Source organism: Melioribacteraceae bacterium 4301-Me, assembly GCA_041538185.1.
GTDB classification, from domain to species: domain Bacteria; phylum Bacteroidota; class Ignavibacteria; order Ignavibacteriales; family Melioribacteraceae; genus Pyranulibacter; species Pyranulibacter aquaticus.
On sequence record JBGORM010000001.1, the window covers coordinates 391,433 to 414,460 of the forward strand.

Below are 23,028 nucleotides of genomic sequence, written 5' to 3' on the forward strand. Positions count from 1 at the left end.
CAATGAGTGTAATCATAGAAATCTCTTATTTAATTTCATCCATACTTTTTATTTTTGGAATTAAACAATTAGCCTCACCAAAAACTGCACGTCAAGGAAATTTCTTATCTGCTGTTGGTATGTTTATTGCCATAGTTGTAACACTGCTTGATAGGAATGTATTAACTTATGAATGGATTATAATTGGATTTATTATTGGTGCGCTTGCTGGTTCTATTATGGCTTATAAAACACCTATGACGGGTATGCCTCAAATGGTAGGTTTGTTAAATGGTTTTGGCGGTGGTGCATCAATGCTTGTTGCAATTTCAGAGTATTACAAGATTCAAAATTTTATTCAGTTTACGGGTGACCTTCAAACAAATATTACAATTATTCTTAGTATTCTTATAGGAGCGGTCACATTTACTGGTTCGTTAATAGCTTTTGGTAAGTTGCAAGGGTTAGTAACTGGCAGGGTTGTTAAATATCCATTGCAGCATCCAATTAATTTACTTCTGCTTTTAAGTGTTTTTGCAGGTGGAGCCTATTTTGTAATTGACCCAACTAAAGGTTCGCTTGTAATTATAATTGCAATTGTGTCCTTAATACTTGGTGTCTTATTAGTGCTGCCAATAGGCGGCGCTGACATGCCAGTTGCAATTTCTCTTCTTAATTCTTATTCAGGTCTGGCTGGTTCTATGACTGGATTTGTCTTGAGAAATAATGAATTAATTATTGCTGGTGCGTTAGTTGGTGCATCCGGAATTATATTGACGAATATAATGTGTAAAGCAATGAATCGTTCGTTAATGAATGTTGTGTTGGGCGGTTGGGAATCTGCAGGGGCATCGAGTTCGTCTTCAACTGCCGAATCTCCAAAAGGACAAGTAAAATCAGTCGACGCCGAAGAACTTGCTATGTTGTTTGATGCTGCATCAAGTGTGATTATTGTGCCAGGTTATGGAATGGCAGTTGCTCAAGCGCAACATGCAGTTAGAGATCTTGTAAATGCTCTCGAAGCTAAGGGTAAAAAAGTCAGATTTGCAATCCATCCTGTAGCTGGCAGAATGCCTGGACATATGAACGTGCTCTTAGCCGAAGCTCAAGTACCTTATGAAAAGTGCTTCGCAATGGAAGATATTAATGACGATTTTTCTAATACCGATATTGCTCTTGTTATTGGCGCAAACGATGTTGTTAATCCTGCTGCAAGACACGACCAATCAAGCCCAATTTATGGAATGCCAATCCTAAATGTTGATTATGCTAAAACTGTTGTAGTTAATAAGAGGTCACTTAATGTTGGCTATGCAGGAATTGACAATGAATTGTTCTTTTACCCAAATACTTTAATGTATTTTGGCGATGCTAAGGATGCTATTACTAAGTTGACTCACGAAATTAAAAATCTGTAGATCGTCTTTATAAACATACTATTTAACAGAGCTGCCTCAGAAGTAATGATTCAATAATAAGTTCGTAAAGAATTTTGCTTTTGAGGCAGCCTCAATTTTCAAATAATATTTATCTGTTTCTTCTTCTCTAAAAACAACTTTAAAATAAACTTCTTTTAGTAATAATTTGACTAACCGACAATTATAATAGACCCAGCATTTGCCTTAGAGAATTATATGTTCACCTTTACTTGTGGCTTGTTGCTAAGGTTCACTTACCACTAAGTGTGGTTATCCACCACCCACCCACGAAGTGGCGAATTTTCGGAAGTGGTGAATTCTCATCGTGGGTGAATTCTAAAAATACCTTATCCTTTTTTTACCACCTTAGTAACATGAACAAAAAAAAGCGAACCAGACCTTATTAGCTTATTGAAAAATGACCATGCTTGCAGCAAGCAAGTTTCTGCGTCTTCTTTTATATACAAGGACAAAGTTATTTTTTTATATGATATTGCATAATTGGGATAAGTTACATTCCATTTTTATTTTAGCTGCACAATTTGGTATTGTATATATGTTTCTAAAAAGATATATTACTCCACTAAAAATAAGACAACTTGTGAAATTAGAATTAATATGTAATGATATTCGAGTTCCATTAATACAATTTGAGTAGTTGTTAATACATCCTTGCAAGTATTTACCAGCCGAAATACTTCTTATTCCATAAATAAATGGAGAGTTTTTGTAAAAAAATCATTTTATGGTTTTGTCACTCACAAGAAAGATATATTTAGTACTCTCATTAGGATTCGCAATTGTTCTTGCAGTTAGTATAACCTCATACTATAGCTTTCATAGTTATACCGAAGAATTGAAAACTACTAATCATGTAAATGATATCAATAAGCAATTAGATGCAATTGAATTAACATTGATAGACCTTCAAAGATTTGAGCGCGGTTATATAATAACTGGCGATGATGAATTTTTAATGTTGTTTAATAAAACTATTGTTGAGGTAAAAAAGAAATTAGATGAATATGATAAACTTATTGCGAGTGAAGACTCAAATGACAAATGGAGTGATATATTAAGATCAAGTGTGGATAGGTTAATCAATACTTATAATCGCATCATACATTTAAGAAAAGAAAGAGGTTTTGAAGAGGCTGCTAAAGCGGTTAGGTCACGTGAAGGGAAATTAGCTTTAGATAAAATTCAAGAAGATATTAACCAAATTAGATTTGAAGAACAATTAAATCTGCAAAAAATCAAATCCTCAGTTAATGATAAGCTTACAATTTCGAAATATGTTATTGTGCTGGGCAGTTTTTTAAACCTTGTTATTGTAATTTTATTCAGCTTATTTTTAAGAGCAGATATAAAAGCGAGAGAAAAAGCAGAGAATTTATTAAAAGAAAGTGAAGAAGAATTTAGGTCTATTTTTGAACAAGCTGCTGTTGGTGCGGCTATTGTTTCAATAGATGGAAAGTTTTTGAAAACTAATTACAAGCTCTGTGAAATTTTAGGATATGATGAAAAAGATATCTGTTCGTTGTCATTTCCCGATATTGTCCATCCTCAAGATTTAAAAACACACTACGACTACATAAATAAAATTTTGTCAGGTGAAATAACAAGTTATACAACCGAAAAAAGATATATTAAAAAAGATAGGTCAACCATCTGGGTAAATGTGGCTGTCTCTGTAGTAAAAGATGAGAAAGCACAGCCTAAACACATGATAGTAGTTGTGGAAGATATTTCAGTAAGAAAAAAGCTCTCGTTAGAATTGCAAAATCTCAATCGTGAACTTGAAAATAAAATATCACTACGCACCGCACAACTGGAAGCTGCAAATAAGGAATTGGAATCTTTTACTTACAGTGTTTCACATGATCTAAGAGCACCACTAAGAGCAATAGACGGATTCAGTAAAATTATTTTTGAAGATTATTACGATAAATTAGATCAAGAAGGAAGAAGATTGCTTGAGATAATCGGTACTAATGTAAGTCGTATGGGTAAGTTAATTGATGACTTGCTCGCATTTTCTAGACTTGGCAAGCAATCACTTTTTAAGAGCGAGATTAACACTAACTTGCTGATTAATTCTATAATTAATGACTTAATGATTGACCAAACTCATAGAAAGATAGAGTTTAACATTCATAAGCTGCCAAACATTTATGCTGACCCAAACTTGATAAAACAAGCTTTTACTAATCTGCTATCTAATGCAATTAAGTATACAAGCAAAAAAGAAAATGCAATTATCGAAGTGGGAGCTAATTCCAGCGAAAATGAAAATGTCTTTTATATAAAAGATAACGGCGCTGGCTTTGATATGAGGTATTACGATAAACTTTTCGGGATATTTCAAAGACTACATACTGAAAAAGAGTTTGAAGGCACTGGAGTTGGATTAGCCCTGGTCAAAAAAATTATATTGATGCACGAAGGTAAAATTTGGGCTGAGAGCAAATTAAATGAAGGTGCTGTTTTTTATTTATCAATTCCTAAAAATGAGGTGAATTAAAAAATGAATAATAATGAAGTAGAAATCTTGTTAATTGAAGACAACCCAACTGATGCGGAGCTGACAATAAGAGCATTGAAAAAATTTAACCTTGCTAATAATATTTTGGTAATTGACGATGGTGAAAAAGCTCTGGAATATATTTTTGCTGAAGGTAGTTATTCTGGCAGAAATATAAACAAAAGTCCAAAAGTAATTTTACTCGATTTGAAGTTACCAAAAGTAAGCGGGTTGGAAATATTGAAAAAAGTTAAGTCTGATGAACGAACTAAGATTATTCCTGTAGTTGTTTTAACTTCTTCGCGGGAAGAAAGCGATTTAATTGCAAGTTATAAATTAGGCGTGAACAGCTTTATTGTTAAACCTGTTGATTTTACTTCCTTCGTAAGTGAAATATCAAAATTAGGGTATTATTGGCTGATTCTAAATAAAAAACCATCTTAATTTAATACTTACCAGAAGGGCGCTAAATGATTAAGATACTCTATTTAGAAGATAACCCGTACGATGTTGAAATTTTTGAACGATACTTGAAGAAAGCTTCTCTTGATTATCAACTTGAAGTTGTTGCAGATGAAAAAAATTTTAAGAGAGCACTCAAAGAATTCAATCCAGATGTAGTTGTTTCGGATTACAAACTGCCAAGGTTTAATGGAATTGAAGCATTAAAAGTTATGTTAGCTGAGGCTCATGATATACCATTTATTTTTATATCTGGCACTGTGGGCGAAGAAATTGCCATATCGACACTTAAACTTGGAGCTACGGATTACATCCTAAAAAATTATCCTGATAAAATTGTACCGGCTATTAAACGGGCAATCGAAGAAAGAAAGGAAAGGCAATTAAGAATTGAAGCTGAGACAGCTCTTAAAAAAAGCGAAGCGAAATATCGTTTACTTTTTGAAAAAAGTTTAGCCGCTGTGTTTAGTTCTAAAATTGATGGTACACTGCTTGAAGTTAACCAGACTTATTCGGAGATGCTGGGATATCAGTCGCCAGAAGAAATGAAAAAGCATAACGCAAGAGAATTTTATGTCTCACCAGAGGAAAGAGAAAAACTGATTACTATTCTTTTAGATCGTGGTGAAGTAAAAAATTATGAGCTTCAACTGAAGAAAAAAAACGGTGAGTTAATTAATGTTATAGAGAATATTGGAATATTAGAAGATGAAGAAAATAAGGAAAAAATTATTCATGGAACGTTGTTCGATATAACCGAATTGAAAAAGGCTGAACAAAAAATTCGAGAAAGCGAATTATTGTTTCATACACTTGCTCGATCTTCTCCAGTAGGAATATTTATGACACGAGCTGATGGTTATACAACTTATGTAAATCCAAGATGGTGTTATTTATCTGGAATTAACGAAAACGATGCCTTAGGTTATGGATGGCTTAAAGCGTTGCATCCGGAAGATAAAGATAGAGTCGTAAATGAGTGGAACGATGCTGTTAAAAGTAAAAGAACCTCTGTTGTTGAATATCGATTTATTAATGATAAAGATGAAATTATTTGGGTAATGGGACAGGCAGTACCCGAATTAGATGAACATAACAACGTTAAGGGTTACATTGGAACTATAACCGATATAACCAAAATAAAAGAATACGAACAAGAATTAATTGCTGCTAAAGAAAAAGCTGAGTCTTCAGATAAAATTAAATCCGAATTTTTAGCTCAAATTTCTCATGAGATAAGAACACCATTAAACGTGATTTTAAGTTTTGGCGAATTCATAAAAAATGAAGTAAGAAATTTTATTGATGAAGACACATTGGCAACTTTTAGTGTATTTGATTCGGCTGGTAAAAGAATAATTCGAACTATCGATTCTATACTAAACATGGCCGATTTACAAACTGGTGCTTATAAACCTTCACCAAAAAGATTTGACTTATACGATATTTTATTAATTGAATTGTTTGCAGAGTTTAAATCACAAGCCGAAGCAAAAAATTTAGAATTTTCGCTTGTAAAGAACATAGAGAACGCAAGTATATTTGCGGATGAATACAGCGTAAAACAAATTCTAAGTAATTTAATAGATAATGCAATTAAATATACTCCTAAGGGGAATGTAGTTGTAACTATAGAGCAAAACGAAAACAAAAACGTCTTAGTAAAAATAAAAGATACAGGCATTGGCATTTCTGAAGAATACAAAGAGAAGTTATTTGTGCCGTTTACTCAAGAAGAACAAGGCTATACGAGAAAATATGAAGGTACAGGTCTAGGGCTGGCAATTGTTAAAAAGTTCTGCACATTAAATAATATTAATATTAATGTAGAAAGCAAAAAGGGCAAAGGCACTACTTTTACTCTAATTTTCCCAAGTTAAATGTTAAACTTCACTTTTTGCCGTCAGAGTTCAATAAATTTTTTACCTGGCTCTTAATCATTTGCAGTATCCCAATTAATCCTAGATTTTTACCCATTGATAAACTTTGTCCAAATATTTTAAATATAATATCATTTTCAACATCGAAAATATTTTCTGCTGGTTCTCCATTTAGACATTCTGAAAAAATACCGCAAAGGGCTTTTGCAGATACCCCCTGCGGATTTTCAACGTAAAAATAAAAGTTGAATTTGTTGTCGTCTTTTTTTACAGTCCATACATAAGCACCAGACTCGCAGTATTCAACTTTATTTTCCAAATTATAAGGTTCGGTTGCTATTTCCTTCGGAACAGGTTTGTATTTTTCTGAATATTCAATTAACGTACTTATTCTATCTTGCTGGTCAGGCAATGAATTCAAAAATGAAATTAGTTCTTGTAATTTTTTTGGTATCATAATCTCAAGGTTATTTTTCAATTGGCACACCAACGGAGTTTCCCCACTCGGTCCAGCTGCCATCATAATTTTTTACATTTTTATAACCCAGCAAATAAGTTAGAACGAACCAAGTGTGGCTGCTTCTTTCACCAATTCTGCAATAAGCAATAATTTCATCATCTGGTCTTAAGTGATTATCAACTTCATAAATTTTTCTTAGTTCTTCAGCTGTCTTAAAAGTGCCGTCTTCGGGATTTATTGCTTTTGCCCATGGAATATTTACTGCGCCTGGTATATGACCTCCTCTTAAAGCACCTTCGTTAGGATAATCCGGCATGTGTAGTCGTTGACCAGTGTATTCCTCTGGACTTCTAACATCAACAAGTGGCAGTCCTTGGTTAACGTGACTTAAGACTTCATCTCTAAAAGCTCTAATATCATGGTCATTTCTTTCTAAAGCTGTATATGTTGTAGGCGGGTATTGAGGAATTTCTTTTGTTAATGGTTTATCTTCTTTTTCCCATTTTAATCTGCCGCCGTCCATTATAACAGCCTTTTGATGGCCAAAAAGCTGAAAAATCCAAAATGCATAGCAAGCCCACCAGTTGTTTTTATCACCGTAAAACACAACTGTTGTATCGTTGGATATACCATTTTTCGACATTAATTTTTCAAATTGATTTTTATTTAAATAATCCCGAATAACTTGGTCATTCAAATCTGTTGTCCAATCAATTTGGACAGCACTGGGTATATGTCCCGATGAATATAAAAGAACATCTTCATTAGATTCTACAATTCTTATTTGTGGGTCATTAATATGTTCCAAGACCCAATCGGTTGACACCAATTTGTACGGTGAGGCATAGCCTCTTTCATCTATGTTTTTCATATAATATCCTTTCTAAAATTGTTGTAAAAAAAATCGGTTGGTTATGAACGAAAAAAATATATTTATATTTTTGGAGTCAAATTACAGATATAATATATAAAAATAAGAAAGAATGTCCAATGAATAGATTTGCCCCTATTTTTGTTGCTATAGCTGCAGCTTTGTGGGGAGTAGACGGTGTAGTGCTGAGGCCGTCACTTTACAATTTGCCTGTTGTTTTGGTTGTTTTTATTGAAAGCTCTATAGTTGCATTGATGCTTTCTCCTTTTTTTCTAAAGAAAATTGATTTAATAAAACAACTAAAATTAAAGGACTGGTTAGCTTTTTTCGCGGTTGGTTTATTTGGGGGTGCATTAGGTACAATTGCAATAACAAAGGCTTTATTTTATGTTAATTTTGTGAACCTTTCAGTAGTAATATTAATTCAAAAATTACAACCGGTTTTTGCACTTTTGTTGGCAGCAATAGTATTGAAAGAGAGGTTACCAGTTAGTTTTTTTATTTGGGCTGCATTTGCCATAATTGGAGCATACTTTATGACTTTTGGTGCAGAGCTTCCAAATTTTAATGCTGGCAATAAAACTACTATAGCTGCAGCTTTATCCTTATTTGCTGCTGTTAGTTTTGGTTCATCAACTGTATTGAGCAAGCGGGCATTAAAAAATGTTAGTTTTGGTTTAGGCACTTACTTAAGATTTTTGGTTGCCTCTTTAATTATGCTCTTGATAGTATCAACTACTGGCAAAATTACTTCGATTACAACTGTTTCAAATAATCAATGGCTAATTTTTCTGTTAATTGCATTTACAACAGGCGGTGCTGCAATTTTTTTATATTACTATGGATTAAAAAAAATTTCCGCTTCTGTTTCAACAATTTGTGAATTAACTTTTCCTATGACCGCAATATTATTAGATTATATTTTGCACGGTAATATGCTAGATATTGTGCAATGGACAGGATTACTTGTAATGATAATAAGTATTGTTAAAGTATCTAAAATAAATTTTATTAGCTCAACATAAAATTGTAATCGGATAGTTTTAACGAAATCCGGCAAGTAAATAATAATATGCGTCTGCATCAAGTAAAACACTTTTTCTAAAATTTAGGGTAGGGATTTCATTTTAGAGATAAAATCGTTAACATCTTTAGAATCTACAAGTTTATTTATTTTTTCAATATTGTTCATTTGTTTAGAAATTTCGGCTAAAAGCTTTAATTGTAATTCAGCATCATTCTTAGGAGTAATTAACAAGACAATAATTTTTGCTGGCAGACCATCCAAAGATTCAAATTCAATCCCGTTTTTGTGGATAGCTACTGCAACAAGCGGGTCTTTAACATCTATTTTTGCATGTGGTACTGCTAAGTGGTTTTCAAGTCCGGTAGAAATTAATTTTTCTCTTGCCATAACTTCATTAAAAATTTTATTGCTGTCTAATTTATATTGATTAGCTAAAGTTTGGCATAATTGACTAATTACCTCTTGCTTTGATGATGAATTTGTGAAAAAAACATTTTCGGGTTTTAAGAGACTTAAAAAAGTTAAAAGTTGTCTACTTCTTTTTAGGAAGAAATTAATCATAGGGGCACTAACTACTGAAGTAATAAGAGCCATTATTATAATAGCAACGAATACTTTTTCGTGGATAAGTCCAACCTGGAAGGCAATAGTTCCTAGTACTATTTCCATAGCCCCGCGTGAATTCATACCAAAACCCACTGCAAGGGATTCATTTTTGCTCATTCCTCCCCAGTAAGCACCTAGACCACAACCAACAATTTTACCAACAAAAGCAAGAAAAAGAAAAATACTTACTATTCCTAAATCAAAATTATCAATAAAGTTTACGCGAAGACCTATTGAGACAAAAAATAGAGGGGCAAAAATATTTGTTACAAATTGCTGGATTACTTCTCTTATTTCTTCTTTTAAATGAACTGTATCGCCAATTGCAATTCCCATTATAAAGGCGCCAAATATTGCATGAATGCCAATATACTCTGTAAATGCTGCTCCAAGAAATCCCATTACAAAAATAAAATTTAAAACACCACCCGGACTTGTAGTAACTTTTTCAATGTAGGGGAACAAAAAATTAATAATTTTTCTGCCAATTAATAGCATAAACATAATAAAAGAAAAAAGTACGATAATAAGAGTTGGTAAATCAATTGGATGTGAATTTTGACCAATTATCCCGAGAATAATGGAAAAAACTATCCAACCTACAAGGTCATTAAACATTGCAGAGGTAATGATTATTAAACCAATTTTTGTTTTATAAATGTTCAAGTCCATTAGTGTTCGTGCTACAACTGGTAAAGATGTTATCGATAAAGAAATGCCAACGAATAATGCAAATACAAATCTCATGTTAATATCTTTAATGCCCATCCACTCTGGGAAACAATAAGCAATAAAAAATCCAATTGTAAATGGGAATAAAATTCCGGCTGAGCTGACTAACATAGCTGCTTTTCCTTGTCTAACAACAAGACTTAAATCAATTTCCAATCCGGATACTAACAGTAGCATAACAACACCAAGAATTATAATTCCTTCAAGGGCGGTCATTGCAATTTGTGAACTGTTAAATAATTCATTAAACATTGCAGGAAAAATAGAGCCAAAAATAGTTGGGCCTAAAACAATGCCTGCAATTATTTCTCCAATAACAATTGGCTGTTTTATATATTGCATAGTCTCGCCAATTACACGGGCAAAAAAAAGCAATAAGCTTATGCTTAAAAAAAATATTACAATTTCATTAGGAGAATAATGCATTATTTATTCTTTCCTTTTGATTATAAGTAAAGCACAAGGTAGCTGCTGGAGTATAAATTCTAAATCATGTTGAAAAATTCTATCGAAGAGTTTTAACTTTTTAGTGGGAGAGGGAACAATTAGCAAATCACCACCAATTTCTTTAACATAATTACTTGAAGCCCATCCTTGTTTGCCATAAATACAAACTGTCTTTACGTTTAGTTCGTGTAAGTTTATTTCATTTGCAAATACTTTTAGTTTTAACTCTTCTTCTTTTTGCCAATCGGCTCTTTTTTGTTCAGCTTCATTTATTGAGCCAGTGTCAGCTATTGTTATTGCTAAGCCTGGAATATCAAATTCCTTAATTAGAATGAACTCATCTGCGTTTTCAAGTTTTGCAAATTCGTATGCTGTGCTAATAGCATATTCCCCTAAAGGTGTATACTGTACTAATGCACAAAATTTTTTAAATGGCTTAATTCCAAAAGAAGGACCGGTTAAAATTAAAACAGAGCATGGAGATTCTCTCATAATGTTTCTTGCAACAGAGCCAATGTAATATTTTAAAATATTTTCTTTTTCAAGTGCACCAGCAATTAGTAAGTCAATTTCTTTTTTAAAACTGAGATTCAATATAACTTTTGTTGGTTCACCATCCTGCCATATTAGTTCATAATTATTTTGAATCTCTGCTTTAAATAACAGATTTGACATTAGTCCTTCTTTTGAACTTGTTTTTTCTCCAACATGAATTAAAAATAATTTGGCATTGAACAAGTCTTGCAAGCGCTTTGCTGCCTGAAGCAGCGGTAATGCATTTGGTGAAAATGTGATTGCTAATCCGATCTTATTAAAAATCATTTCTCTGCTTTTTTATTTTTATTTACAATTTACAAAAAGAGAAATTTAACCCAAAATTTCTATTTAGATAATTCTTGTAAAAATATTTTTTTGTACTATCGTCATAGTTCTTTTGAAATGAACATATTTATCTAAAAATAATTTTGTTTTCTCGTGTGAATTTGTAGTATGTATATGATTTTTGTAAATAGCTCACCCTCTATTCCACTCGTCAGAGTCCGACGAAGTCTGTCGACCTTCTTTTGCAAAGAGAAGGGGGTTAGAAAGTTAGGCTTGATATTTACTTTTTCATTGCTGTAAGAAGTGTTTTGGACAACACCTCACATCTTAATAAGGTTATGGTTTTTTATGAGTAGATTTGTTACTAAGGTTTATTTCTTTTAATAAGGTCTTTTCCAATTTTCAGTGACACAAAAAAATATGTCATTTTTAGAGAGGGAAAAATTATCTTTTTTCAGGATTATAGGACAAAGCAATCTTTAACCCTAATGTGAATTTTCCAAAAATCGTTATTAGTTATGTTTAATTTTGCTAAATGAATAATAGCACTTTATTTATCCTGCCATAATCTTAGTAACATAAGCTTATTGTAGAACTTTTAGCCTTTTAGAATTAACCACTTTGTGGATTAGCTTATTTCATATAAATTTTTTTTCTAAGTTCACGTCCAAACTTTGTGTACTCTTCTTTGGGAATATTCTTTGGGAATACTAGGCTCGAAGGTACAAAGGTTCACATCATCGTACTATAACACCTCTTGTGTGCATGCATGAATAACTTTGTTGGGTTCAAATCAATAAAAATTGTTTGCAGTAAACATAATATTTGTTTTTTATTGCTCTGAAGAAATATTTTGGACAATGCATGAAATGTAGTAAAAGCGGCAAAAGCTTTTTATTAATTAGGTCAACTCTTAGCTTAAAACTTTTTTACTTCTTATGGCAAAACGGCTTGTTAAAAAAACAGCAAGTGCTGCAAGGCCTAATGAAAGTCCTGTCCAAATACCAATTATTCCTAACTTTAATCCAAAACCTAAGAGCAAAGCAACTGGGATTGCTATAATCCAATAAGAAATAAAACTCATGATGGTAGGGATTCGTACATCTAATAAACCCCGCAAAATACCAAGCCCAGTTACTTGGCTACCGTCAAAAACTTGGAACATAGCCGCAATTATTAAAAGTTGAGATGCAATATCAATTACTTTAGGGTCATTAATATAGATATGCGGCAATAAATTTCTAAATACAACAAACGACAGCCCAAAAAATGACATTAATGTAATTGCTAAACCTAAGGCAGTAAAGCCGGCATAACGAATTTCTTGCTTATCATTTTTACCAACTGCATTTCCAACTCTAATTGACCCAGCAGAAGAAATACCCAAGATTATCATGTATGTAATTGAAGCAAGATTAATTGCAATCTGATGAGCTGCAAGCTGAGTAGAGCCCAGCCATCCAATCATTACAGCGGCAAATGAAAAAGCTCCCATCTCCATAAAAAATTGAAATCCACTTGGTAATCCAATTTGAATAATTTTTGTAATTAATTTCTTATCTAATACTTTAATATTTATTTGAGGCGAGTAACTAAAGAATTTTTTTGAACTGATTACATAAAACATCAATGAAAAAGCCATTGTAGTACGTGTTAGAGTTGTAGATAATCCAGCACCAAAAAGACCTAAAGCTGGAGCGCCAAGATTTCCGTAGATAAAAATCCAGTTTAAAAAAGCATTTAACAAATTTGCTAATATTGCTACTAACATAGGTGGATTTGGAATTGATAATCCTTCCAAAAATTGTCTGTAGGTTTGAAATAATAAGAAAGGTATAATAGACAAAATAAGTATTTGTAAATAAGACTGACTTAATTTAACTACTTCTGTAGGCTGATTTAAATAGGGGATTAAAAGCGAAACTATAAACATTAACGTCATTAACACTATGGCAAAAGCCATATTAACAAATAAAGAATTATTTAGCGTTTTACCGCATTCTTCTGGTTTGTTTGCTCCTAACGACATTGCAATTAATGGCGAAAGTGCAGTCGACATCCCTATTCCTAAAACAAGAATTAGAAAAAATAAACCATTAACCAGAGAAGCTGCAGCAAGTGAGTCAGTCCCAACTTTACCTACCATTATGCTGTCCACAACCCCCATCATTATATGTCCCACTTGACCAAGAGAAATTGGGATTGAGAGCTTTATTGTTTCTAATATATGTTTCTTGAACTTGCTCATTATTAATCGTCTTATGTAAAAACAATTTTATAATATCTAAAATATAGATTTAGAACTTAATACAAATTTTTTTATTCCAAATAATTTGGACGTTATGTTGCAAATCTTGACAGTTGAACTTTCTTTGAGAATTTTTAACATTAGCATTTGTTATTAAACTAAGAGAAGCGTTTTATTTAGCGGATGCTTATTAGTAATATTATAGATATACTAAGAAAACACAAAGCACATTGATTTATTTTTCTCTTTATTAAGATATTATAATAAGTTAATTTAGCATTAGTATTTTTACTTGAATTAGGGATTACACTTAATTTACTTATTTGCATGTTGTTGATAAAACTTATAGGATAAAAAATTTTTTGAATAAACAAATTCATCCAGCAAGTGGAAATAATTTTAATAAATTTTTAACATCACGAGGAAATAAATGTTTGAAAATATTGGTCCAATGGAATTAATACTAATTTTTTTGGTCATACTAATTTTTTTTGGCGGCAAGAAAATTCCCGAAATTGCAAAGGGAATGGGACAGGGTATACGTCTATTTAAAAAGGCACTTCAAGGAACGGATGAAGAAGAGAAGCCTTCCAAAATAGAACAACCAAAAATTGAAGAGCAGAAAATTGCCGAAGAAAAAAAAATTGATGAACAAACCAAATCCTAAATTGATTTAACAGACCACCTTTCTTTTCTGCAATTTTTCTTCTCTGAAAAATTGTCTGAATCAATTTTACTTATTGTCTTATCGATGAATTCTTGTCTTAATTTTTGTCTAAAATTCAAAGGTAAAGAATAATCACACTTTTGTTGGTAACCTATTGAAATAAAATAACTTATTCGGATAGAAATTCTTGGCACGTTTGTTTGTAGTGGTTAAGCATGAAAAAATAAAAAAGGAGGTGGTAACTATGAAACTCGTAAGATGGAATCCAATGAGAGATTTAGTAGAAATTGAACGTGAGTTTGACCGTCTTTTCCGTAACTTTGACAGCAGGTTCGGTTTTAATATTGCCGGTAATGGAAACGAAGATTTAGAAAATGCTGTATGGGCACCGCTATCTGATATTTATGAGGATAACGATAATTTTGTAGTACGACTCGATTTGCCAGGTGTTAAGAAAGAGGATGTTAAAATTTCTTACGATGATGGACAATTAATAATTACCGGCGAGCGTAAACAAGAAAAAGAAACCGAGAACCACAAATTCCATCGTGTAGAAAGAATTTATGGTAAATTCTATCGCTCTTTTGTTCTTCCTAATAAAATTAAGGAAGGTAAAATTTCTGCTGAATTTAAGGATGGTCAACTCACAATCACAATTCCAAAAGCTGAAGAAGCTAAACCAAAAGAAATTCCTATTAAAGTTAGTTAATTCAGTTCTATTCGAAAAAGAGTCTTTGCCGCTAAGGCAAAGGCTCTTTTTTTTGTATAATTAATTTTAGTAGGAATCAGTAAGAAATCATATTTTTTTATTTTTATTTTTGAATCAACTTTTACTGAGATTTGTGGAGGAATTATGAGCAGTTCAACAACTGAAAAGTTTGAATTTAAGGCTGAAATTAAACAACTGCTGGATATTTTAGTTCACTCGCTTTATACAAGTCGAGAAATTTTTTTAAGAGAATTAATTTCCAATTCGTCTGACGCTTTAGACAAATTAAGATTTCAATTGAACAAAGGAACTGAAGTTTATCAAAAAGACTTACCTCTTGAAATTAGAATTTCGTTGGATAAAGACAAACCACAAAGTGGCGAATATTCAAAAACTATCACTATTAGCGATACTGGTATTGGAATGACAAAAGAAGAGATAATTTCCAATATTGGTACTATTGCAAAATCCGGCACTTCTGAATTTCTAAAAATGCTGAAAGAAAATAATGTAACTGCAAACAACATAATAGGTAAGTTTGGTGTTGGTTTTTATTCTGTTTTTATGGTCGCTAAAGAAGTAATCATTAAAACCAGGTCCTATCGCTTAGATGCCAAAGCAGTTGAATGGAAGTCTGATGGTTTGGGTGAATACGAACTTAAAGAGATTGATGAAGAATTGCCTAGAGGTACTAAAATTGAAATTAAGCTGAAAGATGATGCTCATGAATTTTGTGAAAAGTATAGAATTGAATCTATAATTAAAAAGCATTCTAATTTTATTTCATTCCCAATTTATTTAGAAAATGAAAAGATTAACACTATTTCTGCAATATGGAGGGAACCTAAGAGTTCTATTTCACAGAACCAGTACAACGAATTTTACAAATTTTTGACCTATGATAATGAAGACCCACTCTTTGTAATTCACAAATCTGTTGATGCGCCTATTCAATTTAACTCTCTTTTGTTTATTCCAAAGAAAAGTGATGAATTCTTTTGGTTCGATAGAGAAAATTATGGCTTAGATCTGTACGTAAGAAGAGTTTTAATTCAGCATAAAAATAAAGATTTATTGCCGGAATATTTAAGTTTTGTTAAAGGAGTAGTTGATTCTGAAGATTTACCTTTAAATATTTCTCGTGAAACCCTACAAGAAAATGTTATCTTTTCAAAAATATCACAGAACATTACGTCTCAAGTCCTAAATTTTCTTGCAGAGACCTCAAAAAATTCTCCATCAGAGTACGTAACATTTTGGAAAGAACATGGTAAAATTTTTAAGCTTGGTTATACTGACTTTTCAAATACTGATAAGTTCTTGGAGTTAATTAGGTTTAATTCTTCATTTAACCAAAATAAAGATGAATTAACTTCTTTAGCTGAATATGTATCAAGAATGAAAGCTGAACAAAAAGAAATTTATTATGCCGTTGGTCAAAGTAGGGAGGGAATTGAGCTTGATCCACATCTTGAGTTATTCAAGGATAAAGGACTGGAAGTTTTGTATCTGTATGACCCAGTGGATGAAATTATTGTTACTTCATTAAGAAAATATAAGGATTATGAGTTCAAATCAGTAGAATCAGTAGAGCCAGCTAAGTTAGAAAAGTTCGAAAGTCAAACTGATAAAGAAAAAATTGAAGAATTAAGCGGCGATGACAAAATGCATTTTAGCAGCCTACTTACTAAAATGAAAAAGATATTGGGCGATAAAGTAGAAGATGTTAAACAATCTTACAGACTTACAACAAGTGCTTCTTGTTTAGTTTCCAAAGATGGCGGGCTTTCTTCTACTATGAACAAAATTCTAAGAATGACAAATAAAGAATTTAACCCACAGAAAAAAATCATGGAAGTCAATCCAAATCATAAATTAATTAGAAACCTTTTAAAATTGTTTAAGAATAATTCGGATGACAAATTTATTGCTGATGTTACAGAACAGTTGTATGAATCGGCACTTTTGCTCGAAGGTAATTTGGATGATCCCCATAAACTTGTAACCCGATTAAATAAAATGCTGGAGCAGGCAAGTGAATGGTACTTGGAATTACACCAAGTTTCACAAAGTAATCACAACATGTCACAAGGTGAGAAATTGAATTAATCCTCTTTCATTAAAAGTCTGATTGAATTTTAAAAAACATAAAACTCCTTTGCGGAACTTAGTGAATAACTTTGTGTAACTTTGTGATACTTACTCAAAGTTATATTTTCGGTTTAGATAGTTAATCCTACTGCAATATCCATTACATTTGTACCAGTAGGACCTATTTTTATTAGCCCACCTACTTGAGAAAAAAATGTGTAAGCGTCATTATTGTAAAGGTAATCAATTGGATTTAATTTTTTTTCTTCCATCTTTTTTAATATTAATTGGTCAACGAACGCTCCAGCTGCATCGGTAGGACCATCAATTCCATCTGTGCCAGTACTTGCAATAATAAAAGGAGAATCTGTGTTCCTCATTTCAATTAAAGCCGACAGAACGAATTCTTGATTTCTTCCACCTTTACCATTTCCTTTTACAGTTACAGTAGTTTCACCCCCGTACAAAAAGCACTTTGGTTTATTAGATAAACTTTTTGAAGTTATGTTTTCTTTTATTAACTGTGCAAAATTTATCCCCACATTACGAGCTTCACCTTCGACTTTATTTTTTGCAATTATTATTTCATATCCTAATTCTATTGCTTTTTGCTTGGCAGAATTAATAGCTGTTTCGTTATTTCCTATGATATAATTATAAACTTTATTGGAAATATTACTTGCATTTTGATTTGTAGAATTTTCGAGTAACTTTTTTATAGAGACTGGAATTTGGCCTAGTAAATTATATTTCTTAATAATTTCTAATGCATCTAATTTTTGTTCTGTAAGAGCGACAGTTGGGCCGCCGGCAATAAGCTCTATAGGATCGCCAATAATATCAGATAGAACTAGGTTAATGCAGTCTGACGGAAAGATGTATTGAAGCAACTTTCCGCCTTTAATTTCTGATAAAGATTGTCGAACCACATTAATTTCTTGGATAGGTGCGCCACTTTTAATCAGCAAATTAGAAATTTCTTGAAATTCATTTAGCGTAATGTCATTAGGCAGCTTTTCTAACAGAGCCGAACCGCCGCCTGAAATCAAACATATTACTAAATCTTCCTTGGTAGTTTTAGAAACAAAATCAATAATTTTTTTACCAGCTTCTAAGCTATTTTCATCTAAAATTGGATGACTTGCTTCAAAGACTTCAATCTTATTGCACTTTTGAGCATTATTATAATTTGTTACTACAAACCCGCTGTTGATTTTATCATTAAGAATGCTTTCAACTTCGAAAGCCATTTGTGATGATGCTTTCCCAAAACCAATAACGTAAATGTTTTTGTAGTTAGATATGTTAAATGCGTTGCCTTTAATAAAAAGATTAGCTTTATCAATAAAAATATTATTTCTGATAATAGAATGTGGTTTTACTGATTCTATTGCTGACGAGATAATTGTGAAAAGATCCTTTCTCATACTTGTTCCCAGCAGTTAAGTTTTTTCCAGATAATTGTTCATTAGTTTTGATAAATTAGCAAAGTTAAAATAAAGAAATCACTCTTTATTTTTCTCTTTAAGAAATATCAATAAATAAAAGGTTAAAAAATTATGAGGAACCAAGACTTCGAGGTTAAAGAAAAAATAGAAAAATTAGCCGTTAACACAATTAGAATACTTTGTGCTGAAGGAGTACAAAAAGCAAATTCAGGTCACCCTGGAATGCCAATGGGTATGGCCGATGTTGCTTATGTTTTGTGGACCAAATTTTTAAAATTCAATCCGAAAGATCCTGACTGGATTAATAGAGATAGATTTATTCTTTCTGCGGGACATGGTTCAATGTTGCTTTACACTATGCTTTATCTTAGTGGTTACGATGTAACATTGGACGATTTAAAATCATTTAGGCAACTGAACAGTCGTACTCCTGGTCACCCAGAATATGGCTGCTTGCCAGGTGTCGAAACAACTACTGGTCCTTTGGGACAAGGGTTTGCAAATGGAATTGGAATGGCGATTGCTTCAAAAATGTTAGCTGAACGATACAATACGGAAGAATTTAAAATTTTTGGCAATCATTATATATATGCAATTGTAAGCGACGGCGATTTAATGGAAGGCATTGCATCCGAAGCTGCTTCGTATGCAGGTTACTTAGGCTTAGGCAATATAATTTATATTTACGATGATAATCATATTACTATTGAAGGTAATACAGAACTAACTTTTTCTGAAGATGTTGCAAAAAGATTTGAAGCTTACGGTTGGCATACGGTAAAAATAGATGGGCAAGACCACACACAAATTTATAATGCAATTTCAGAAGGGCAAAAAGAAAAAGATAGACCTACATTAATTCTTGCAAGAACAACAATTGGCTATGGCAGTCCTAACAAAGCTAATACTGCCGGTGTTCATGGTTCGCCTTTGGGTGAAGAAGAATTGCAATTAACAAAGAAAAATTTAGGATGGAATTATCAAGAAAGTTTTTTCGTACCACCAGAAGTAAAACAAATATTTGATAAGAGGATAAATGAACTTAAAGCAGAATATGAAATATGGCAAAAGCAGTTTGTGGAATGGAAAAGTAAATACCCTGAATTAGCTAAAAAGTTCATTAAAGCACTTCATAAAGAACTTCCTTCTAACTTAGAAAAATTATTGTTTACGGAGGATTTGCTTAAAGAAAATGCGACACGTTCACTTTCAAGTCAAGTTATTCAAAAAATTGCTGACTATATTCCTTTTGTAGTAGGAGGTTCTGCCGACCTTGCGCCTTCAACAAGTACATTTATGAAAAAATACGAAAGTATATCAAAAGGCAAATTTGGAGGTAAAAATTTTCACTTTGGAATTCGTGAGCACGGAATGGGTGGAATTTTGAATGGTTTATCTTTGTATGGTGGATTTATTCCATTCGGCGCTACATTTTTGGTTTTTTCAGACTACATGAGAGGTTCGATTCGTCTTGCTGCACTTTCAAAATTGCAAGTAATTTATGTCTTTACACACGATAGTATTTTCCTTGGTGAAGATGGACCTACTCACCAGCCGATTGAACATTTGGCTGCGCTGCGTGCTATTCCAAACTTAATCGTGATTCGCCCTGCAGATGGCTACGAAACATTAGCAGCTTGGTCATACGCATTGAATAATAAATCAGGCCCAACTGCAATAATATTAACTCGTCAAAAAGTCGGTACGGTTACTAGAAATTTGGATTTTAATTACGAATTGTTTTATAAAGGAGGATATATTGCAGTTAAAGAAAAAGAAAACTTGCCAGAATTAGTGTTAGCTGCCAGTGGTTCTGAATTAAGTTTAGCAACCGAAACTGCTAAGTTGTTGCATGACAAATTTTCAGTTAGAGTTGTTTCTGTGCCATCTTTAGATTTATTAAAAGAACAATCAAAGGAATATTTACAGGACTTAATACCATCAACTTCTAAAGTAGTTGTTATCGAGGCTGCAATTACTCAAGGATGGGGTGATTTAATTAGGAACGAAATTTTAAGAATAGACCTTAATGATTTTGGTAAGTCTGCTCCATATAAAATTTTAGCAGATTATTATGGATTTACTCCACAGAAAGCTGCAAATAAAATTTTTGACTGGCTGAAATTGACAAATTAATACTATAAAAAACTAATATTTTATTGACGGGAGTAAAATTAATAAGTCATAGATTCTTAATAAAAACATTAGCTGCTAAATAAAGTAATTTTTCTTTGTTATAACAGTTAGTACAAAACTATCAACTTTTGCAAATGAAAAAGTCTTCTACTAAAAACATATCTTTCCAATATATTTTTTATTTTGTCCCTAAAGGGACTTAATCTATTTCTTTGTTCTTTATCCTATAAATATTTTGTCCTGACGGGATAATAAAGCTTTGATTATCCTTAAACCAATGTAATCCCTTTAGGAATTATATAGTTATAGAATAAATAAATATCAAACTGAAGTTAAAAGTCCCGTAGGGACGAGATAGGGATTGATTTACAAGACAAGTAGAATAGTCCAAAATCTTGAAGTTTTCTAAATTTATTTGGTAATTCATCCCTTCGGGATTTGATTTCAAAATTATTTTGGACAACAGTGATTGATTTTCATCTCTTACAAGAAATTCATAAATTGGCTTTGGTGTGATTTGTTTTACAATTATATTGGTTGTTAAATTTTTTAAAAACCTTAAATTATTATAGGAAAATTAATGATGGATAAAGTAAAATTTAACGCTCACCGCTATGAGAAAATGCTTTATCGCCGTTGTGGCAGAAGCGGCATACTTTTGCCTGTGATTTCATTGGGACTATGGCATAACTTTGGGGGAGTTGATGACTTCCAAACGGCTAAGAAAATAATTTTTAGAGCGTTTGATCTTGGGATAACCCATTTTGATTTAGCAAATAATTATGGACCTCCTCCTGGTAGTGCTGAAGCTAATTTTGGTAAAATTATTAAAAACGAATTAAAATCCTATCGCGATGAATTAATAATTTCAACTAAAGCTGGTTATTTGATGTGGGATGGACCTTACGGTGAGTGGGGCTCGAAGAAATATTTAGTTGCCAGCTTAGACCAAAGTCTTAAACGAATGAATTTAGATTATGTCGATATTTTTTATCATCATCGTCCCGACCCTCAAACTCCTTTAGAAGAAACAATGGGAACATTAGATTTAGTTATAAAACAAGGCAAAGCACTTTATGCCGGAATTTCAAATTACGATGCAGAAAAAACTAAAGAGGCATTTTCTATCTTGAAAAATTACGGTACTACACTTCTAATTCATCAACCAAAATATAATATGTTAAACCGCTGGGTGGAACTAGATTTACTTTCTACATTGTGGGACTTAGGTGTAGGCTGCATTTCTTTTTCTCCATTGGCTCAAGGTATCTTAACAACCAGATATTTTAATGGTATCCCTAAAGATTCAAGAGCTGGGAAGAAACACGGTTTTCTTAAAAAAGAAGAAGTTACAGAAGAGGTAATGAACAAAGTAAAAAGGCTTGCAAAAATTGCCGAACAAAGGGGACAAACAATTTCACAATTGGCACTTGCTTGGAATTTGCGCTATAAAACAGTAACCTCTGTCTTAATTGGTGCAAGCAGTGTAAAACAACTTGAAGAAAACGTAAAAACTATAGAGAATCTCGAAATTAGTGAACATGAATTAGAACAGATAGATGATATTTTAAAAAGCTGACTGCAGACTTTCTTATAAATTGTAAAGCGGATGAATCTCGATGGTTATTATCAAGATGAAGCCCGTTCACGAGGTTTTGCCAAAAGCGAACAATCTCTTTTTCTGTCATTACGACTCCCGACGGAGTAAGTCGGGATGAAGCAATTTCCAACACAAAATTATTTAGTCGTTCGTCTTTATGTAAGAGTTTGCTTGGCAAAGGCGGTTTTATTTCTTTTGTTAGAGTTTGCTTCGGTCGCCTTGATGGAAAGTGCAATGAAGCTCCCTCGCAACGACAGTGGTTCTTTTTTTTTGTCATTACGAGTTCCGAGGTTTTTTGTCGGGACGAAGTAATCTCCAACAACAAAGGTTTAACCATTTTATCTTTGTCAGAGATTGCTTCGGGCTATCGCCCTCGCAAAGGCGGTTTTATTTGTTTTGATAGAGGTTGCTTCGGTCGTCTCTGAGCCGATGGCTCATCTGCTTATGGATTAAGACTTTGGCTGAAATGAAGAACGCTATGACACTCTTTCATTGTAAAATTACTTTTTTAAAAATGCCCACAACCCTTGATTGAAAAACGTTTTAGGAATAGACAAACATTCTAATTAGTACAAGTAATAAAATTTATTTTTATGCTTAACTATGATTTCAAAAGAAGAAATATATAAGAAAATTAAATCAGCTTTTTAGGATTATAATATCGATCCTGAAGTAATTTATTTGATTGCTATAGGTGAAAAAAAGTAGCAGTGGGTATATTACGAAAGAGAAAATTATACTTCGTTTGTTTGAAAGATTAAGCTGGTATGAGCTAATTGATATTTTTAGTATAGATTAGTTAAAAGAAAATCTCACAATACAATTAATTGAAAAAATTAGAAATCCTTCTTTAAGACAAAGGTATGAGTTCATCAGAGAAATATTACAGGGAAAAATTGTA

At 32.3% G+C, this 23,028-nt stretch carries 16 protein-coding genes; 10 read left to right on the forward strand and 6 right to left on the reverse strand.

The window, feature by feature from the left end:
- Positions 1-2 precede the first annotated feature (2 nt).
- From ABRY23_01775 to ABRY23_01790, 4 genes are all read left to right on the forward strand, one after another.
- Positions 3-1,397, forward strand: coding sequence for an NAD(P)(+) transhydrogenase (Re/Si-specific) subunit beta (locus ABRY23_01775; GenBank protein MFA3781776.1), 1,395 nt, complete (start codon positions 3-5; stop codon positions 1,395-1,397).
- A gap of 745 nt (positions 1,398-2,142) precedes the next feature.
- Positions 2,143-3,921, forward strand: coding sequence for a PAS domain S-box protein (locus tag ABRY23_01780; protein ID MFA3781777.1), 1,779 nt, complete (start codon positions 2,143-2,145; stop codon positions 3,919-3,921).
- A gap of 3 nt (positions 3,922-3,924) precedes the next feature.
- Positions 3,925-4,365 carry a response regulator gene (locus ABRY23_01785; GenBank protein ID MFA3781778.1) on the forward strand — a complete coding sequence of 147 codons (441 nt, stop codon included), beginning with the start codon at positions 3,925-3,927 and terminating at the stop codon, positions 4,363-4,365.
- A gap of 26 nt (positions 4,366-4,391) precedes the next feature.
- Complete coding sequence (locus tag ABRY23_01790) at positions 4,392-6,263, forward strand: PAS domain S-box protein (GenBank protein MFA3781779.1); 1,872 nt, start codon at positions 4,392-4,394, stop codon at positions 6,261-6,263.
- 10 nt (positions 6,264-6,273) lie between these two features.
- On the opposite strand, the gene ABRY23_01795 is transcribed toward ABRY23_01790, so the two are convergent.
- Both ABRY23_01795 and ABRY23_01800 read right to left on the reverse strand, forming a co-directional pair.
- Positions 6,274-6,741 (reverse strand): SufE family protein, encoded by a 468-nt coding sequence (locus tag ABRY23_01795; protein ID MFA3781780.1) that lies wholly within the window; start codon positions 6,739-6,741, stop codon positions 6,274-6,276.
- Positions 6,731-7,594: a sulfurtransferase gene (locus ABRY23_01800; GenBank protein MFA3781781.1), complete on the reverse strand. Its 864-nt coding sequence runs from the start codon at positions 7,592-7,594 to the stop codon at positions 6,731-6,733. The genes ABRY23_01795 and ABRY23_01800 overlap by 11 nt, the downstream gene beginning before the upstream one ends.
- A 119-nt stretch (positions 7,595-7,713) precedes the next feature.
- Between ABRY23_01800 and ABRY23_01805 the strand changes: the two genes are divergently transcribed.
- Positions 7,714-8,619, forward strand: a complete 906-nt coding sequence (locus tag ABRY23_01805; protein MFA3781782.1) for a DMT family transporter — start codon at positions 7,714-7,716, stop codon at positions 8,617-8,619.
- An 83-nt stretch (positions 8,620-8,702) separates the two neighbouring features.
- On the opposite strand, the gene ABRY23_01810 is transcribed toward ABRY23_01805, so the two are convergent.
- From ABRY23_01810 to ABRY23_01820, 3 genes are all read right to left on the reverse strand, one after another.
- Positions 8,703-10,385 (reverse strand): cation:proton antiporter, encoded by a 1,683-nt coding sequence (locus ABRY23_01810; protein ID MFA3781783.1) that lies wholly within the window; start codon positions 10,383-10,385, stop codon positions 8,703-8,705.
- 3 nt (positions 10,386-10,388) lie between these two features.
- On the reverse strand, positions 10,389-11,228 hold the full coding sequence (locus tag ABRY23_01815; GenBank protein MFA3781784.1) for a universal stress protein: 840 nt from the start codon (positions 11,226-11,228) through the stop codon (positions 10,389-10,391).
- A gap of 913 nt (positions 11,229-12,141) precedes the next feature.
- Entirely contained in the window at positions 12,142-13,476 is a 1,335-nt protein-coding gene (locus ABRY23_01820; protein MFA3781785.1) for an MATE family efflux transporter, read from the reverse strand.
- Positions 13,477-13,906: 430 nt separating this feature from the next.
- On the opposite strand from ABRY23_01820, the gene tatA reads away from it, so the two are divergent.
- From tatA to htpG, 3 genes are all read left to right on the forward strand, one after another.
- Positions 13,907-14,143, forward strand: a complete 237-nt coding sequence (tatA, locus tag ABRY23_01825) for a twin-arginine translocase TatA/TatE family subunit (protein MFA3781786.1) — start codon at positions 13,907-13,909, stop codon at positions 14,141-14,143.
- Positions 14,144-14,387: 244 nt separating this feature from the next.
- Entirely contained in the window at positions 14,388-14,852 is a 465-nt protein-coding gene (locus ABRY23_01830; protein MFA3781787.1) for an Hsp20/alpha crystallin family protein, read from the forward strand.
- 144 nt (positions 14,853-14,996) lie between these two features.
- Complete coding sequence (gene htpG / locus ABRY23_01835; protein MFA3781788.1) at positions 14,997-16,961, forward strand: molecular chaperone HtpG; 1,965 nt, start codon at positions 14,997-14,999, stop codon at positions 16,959-16,961.
- Positions 16,962-17,074: 113 nt separating this feature from the next.
- Here htpG and ABRY23_01840 read toward each other — a convergent pair whose 3' ends face one another.
- A complete protein-coding gene (locus ABRY23_01840; protein ID MFA3781789.1) occupies positions 17,075-18,370 on the reverse strand; it encodes a glycerate kinase in 1,296 nt (431 codons plus the stop codon).
- A gap of 132 nt (positions 18,371-18,502) precedes the next feature.
- On the opposite strand from ABRY23_01840, the gene tkt reads away from it, so the two are divergent.
- Both tkt and mgrA read left to right on the forward strand, forming a co-directional pair.
- Positions 18,503-20,527, forward strand: a complete 2,025-nt coding sequence (gene tkt, locus ABRY23_01845; protein MFA3781790.1) for a transketolase — start codon at positions 18,503-18,505, stop codon at positions 20,525-20,527.
- A gap of 580 nt (positions 20,528-21,107) precedes the next feature.
- Positions 21,108-22,106 carry an L-glyceraldehyde 3-phosphate reductase gene (gene mgrA / locus ABRY23_01850; GenBank protein MFA3781791.1) on the forward strand — a complete coding sequence of 333 codons (999 nt, stop codon included), beginning with the start codon at positions 21,108-21,110 and terminating at the stop codon, positions 22,104-22,106.
- The last annotated feature ends 922 nt before the right edge of the window (positions 22,107-23,028 follow it).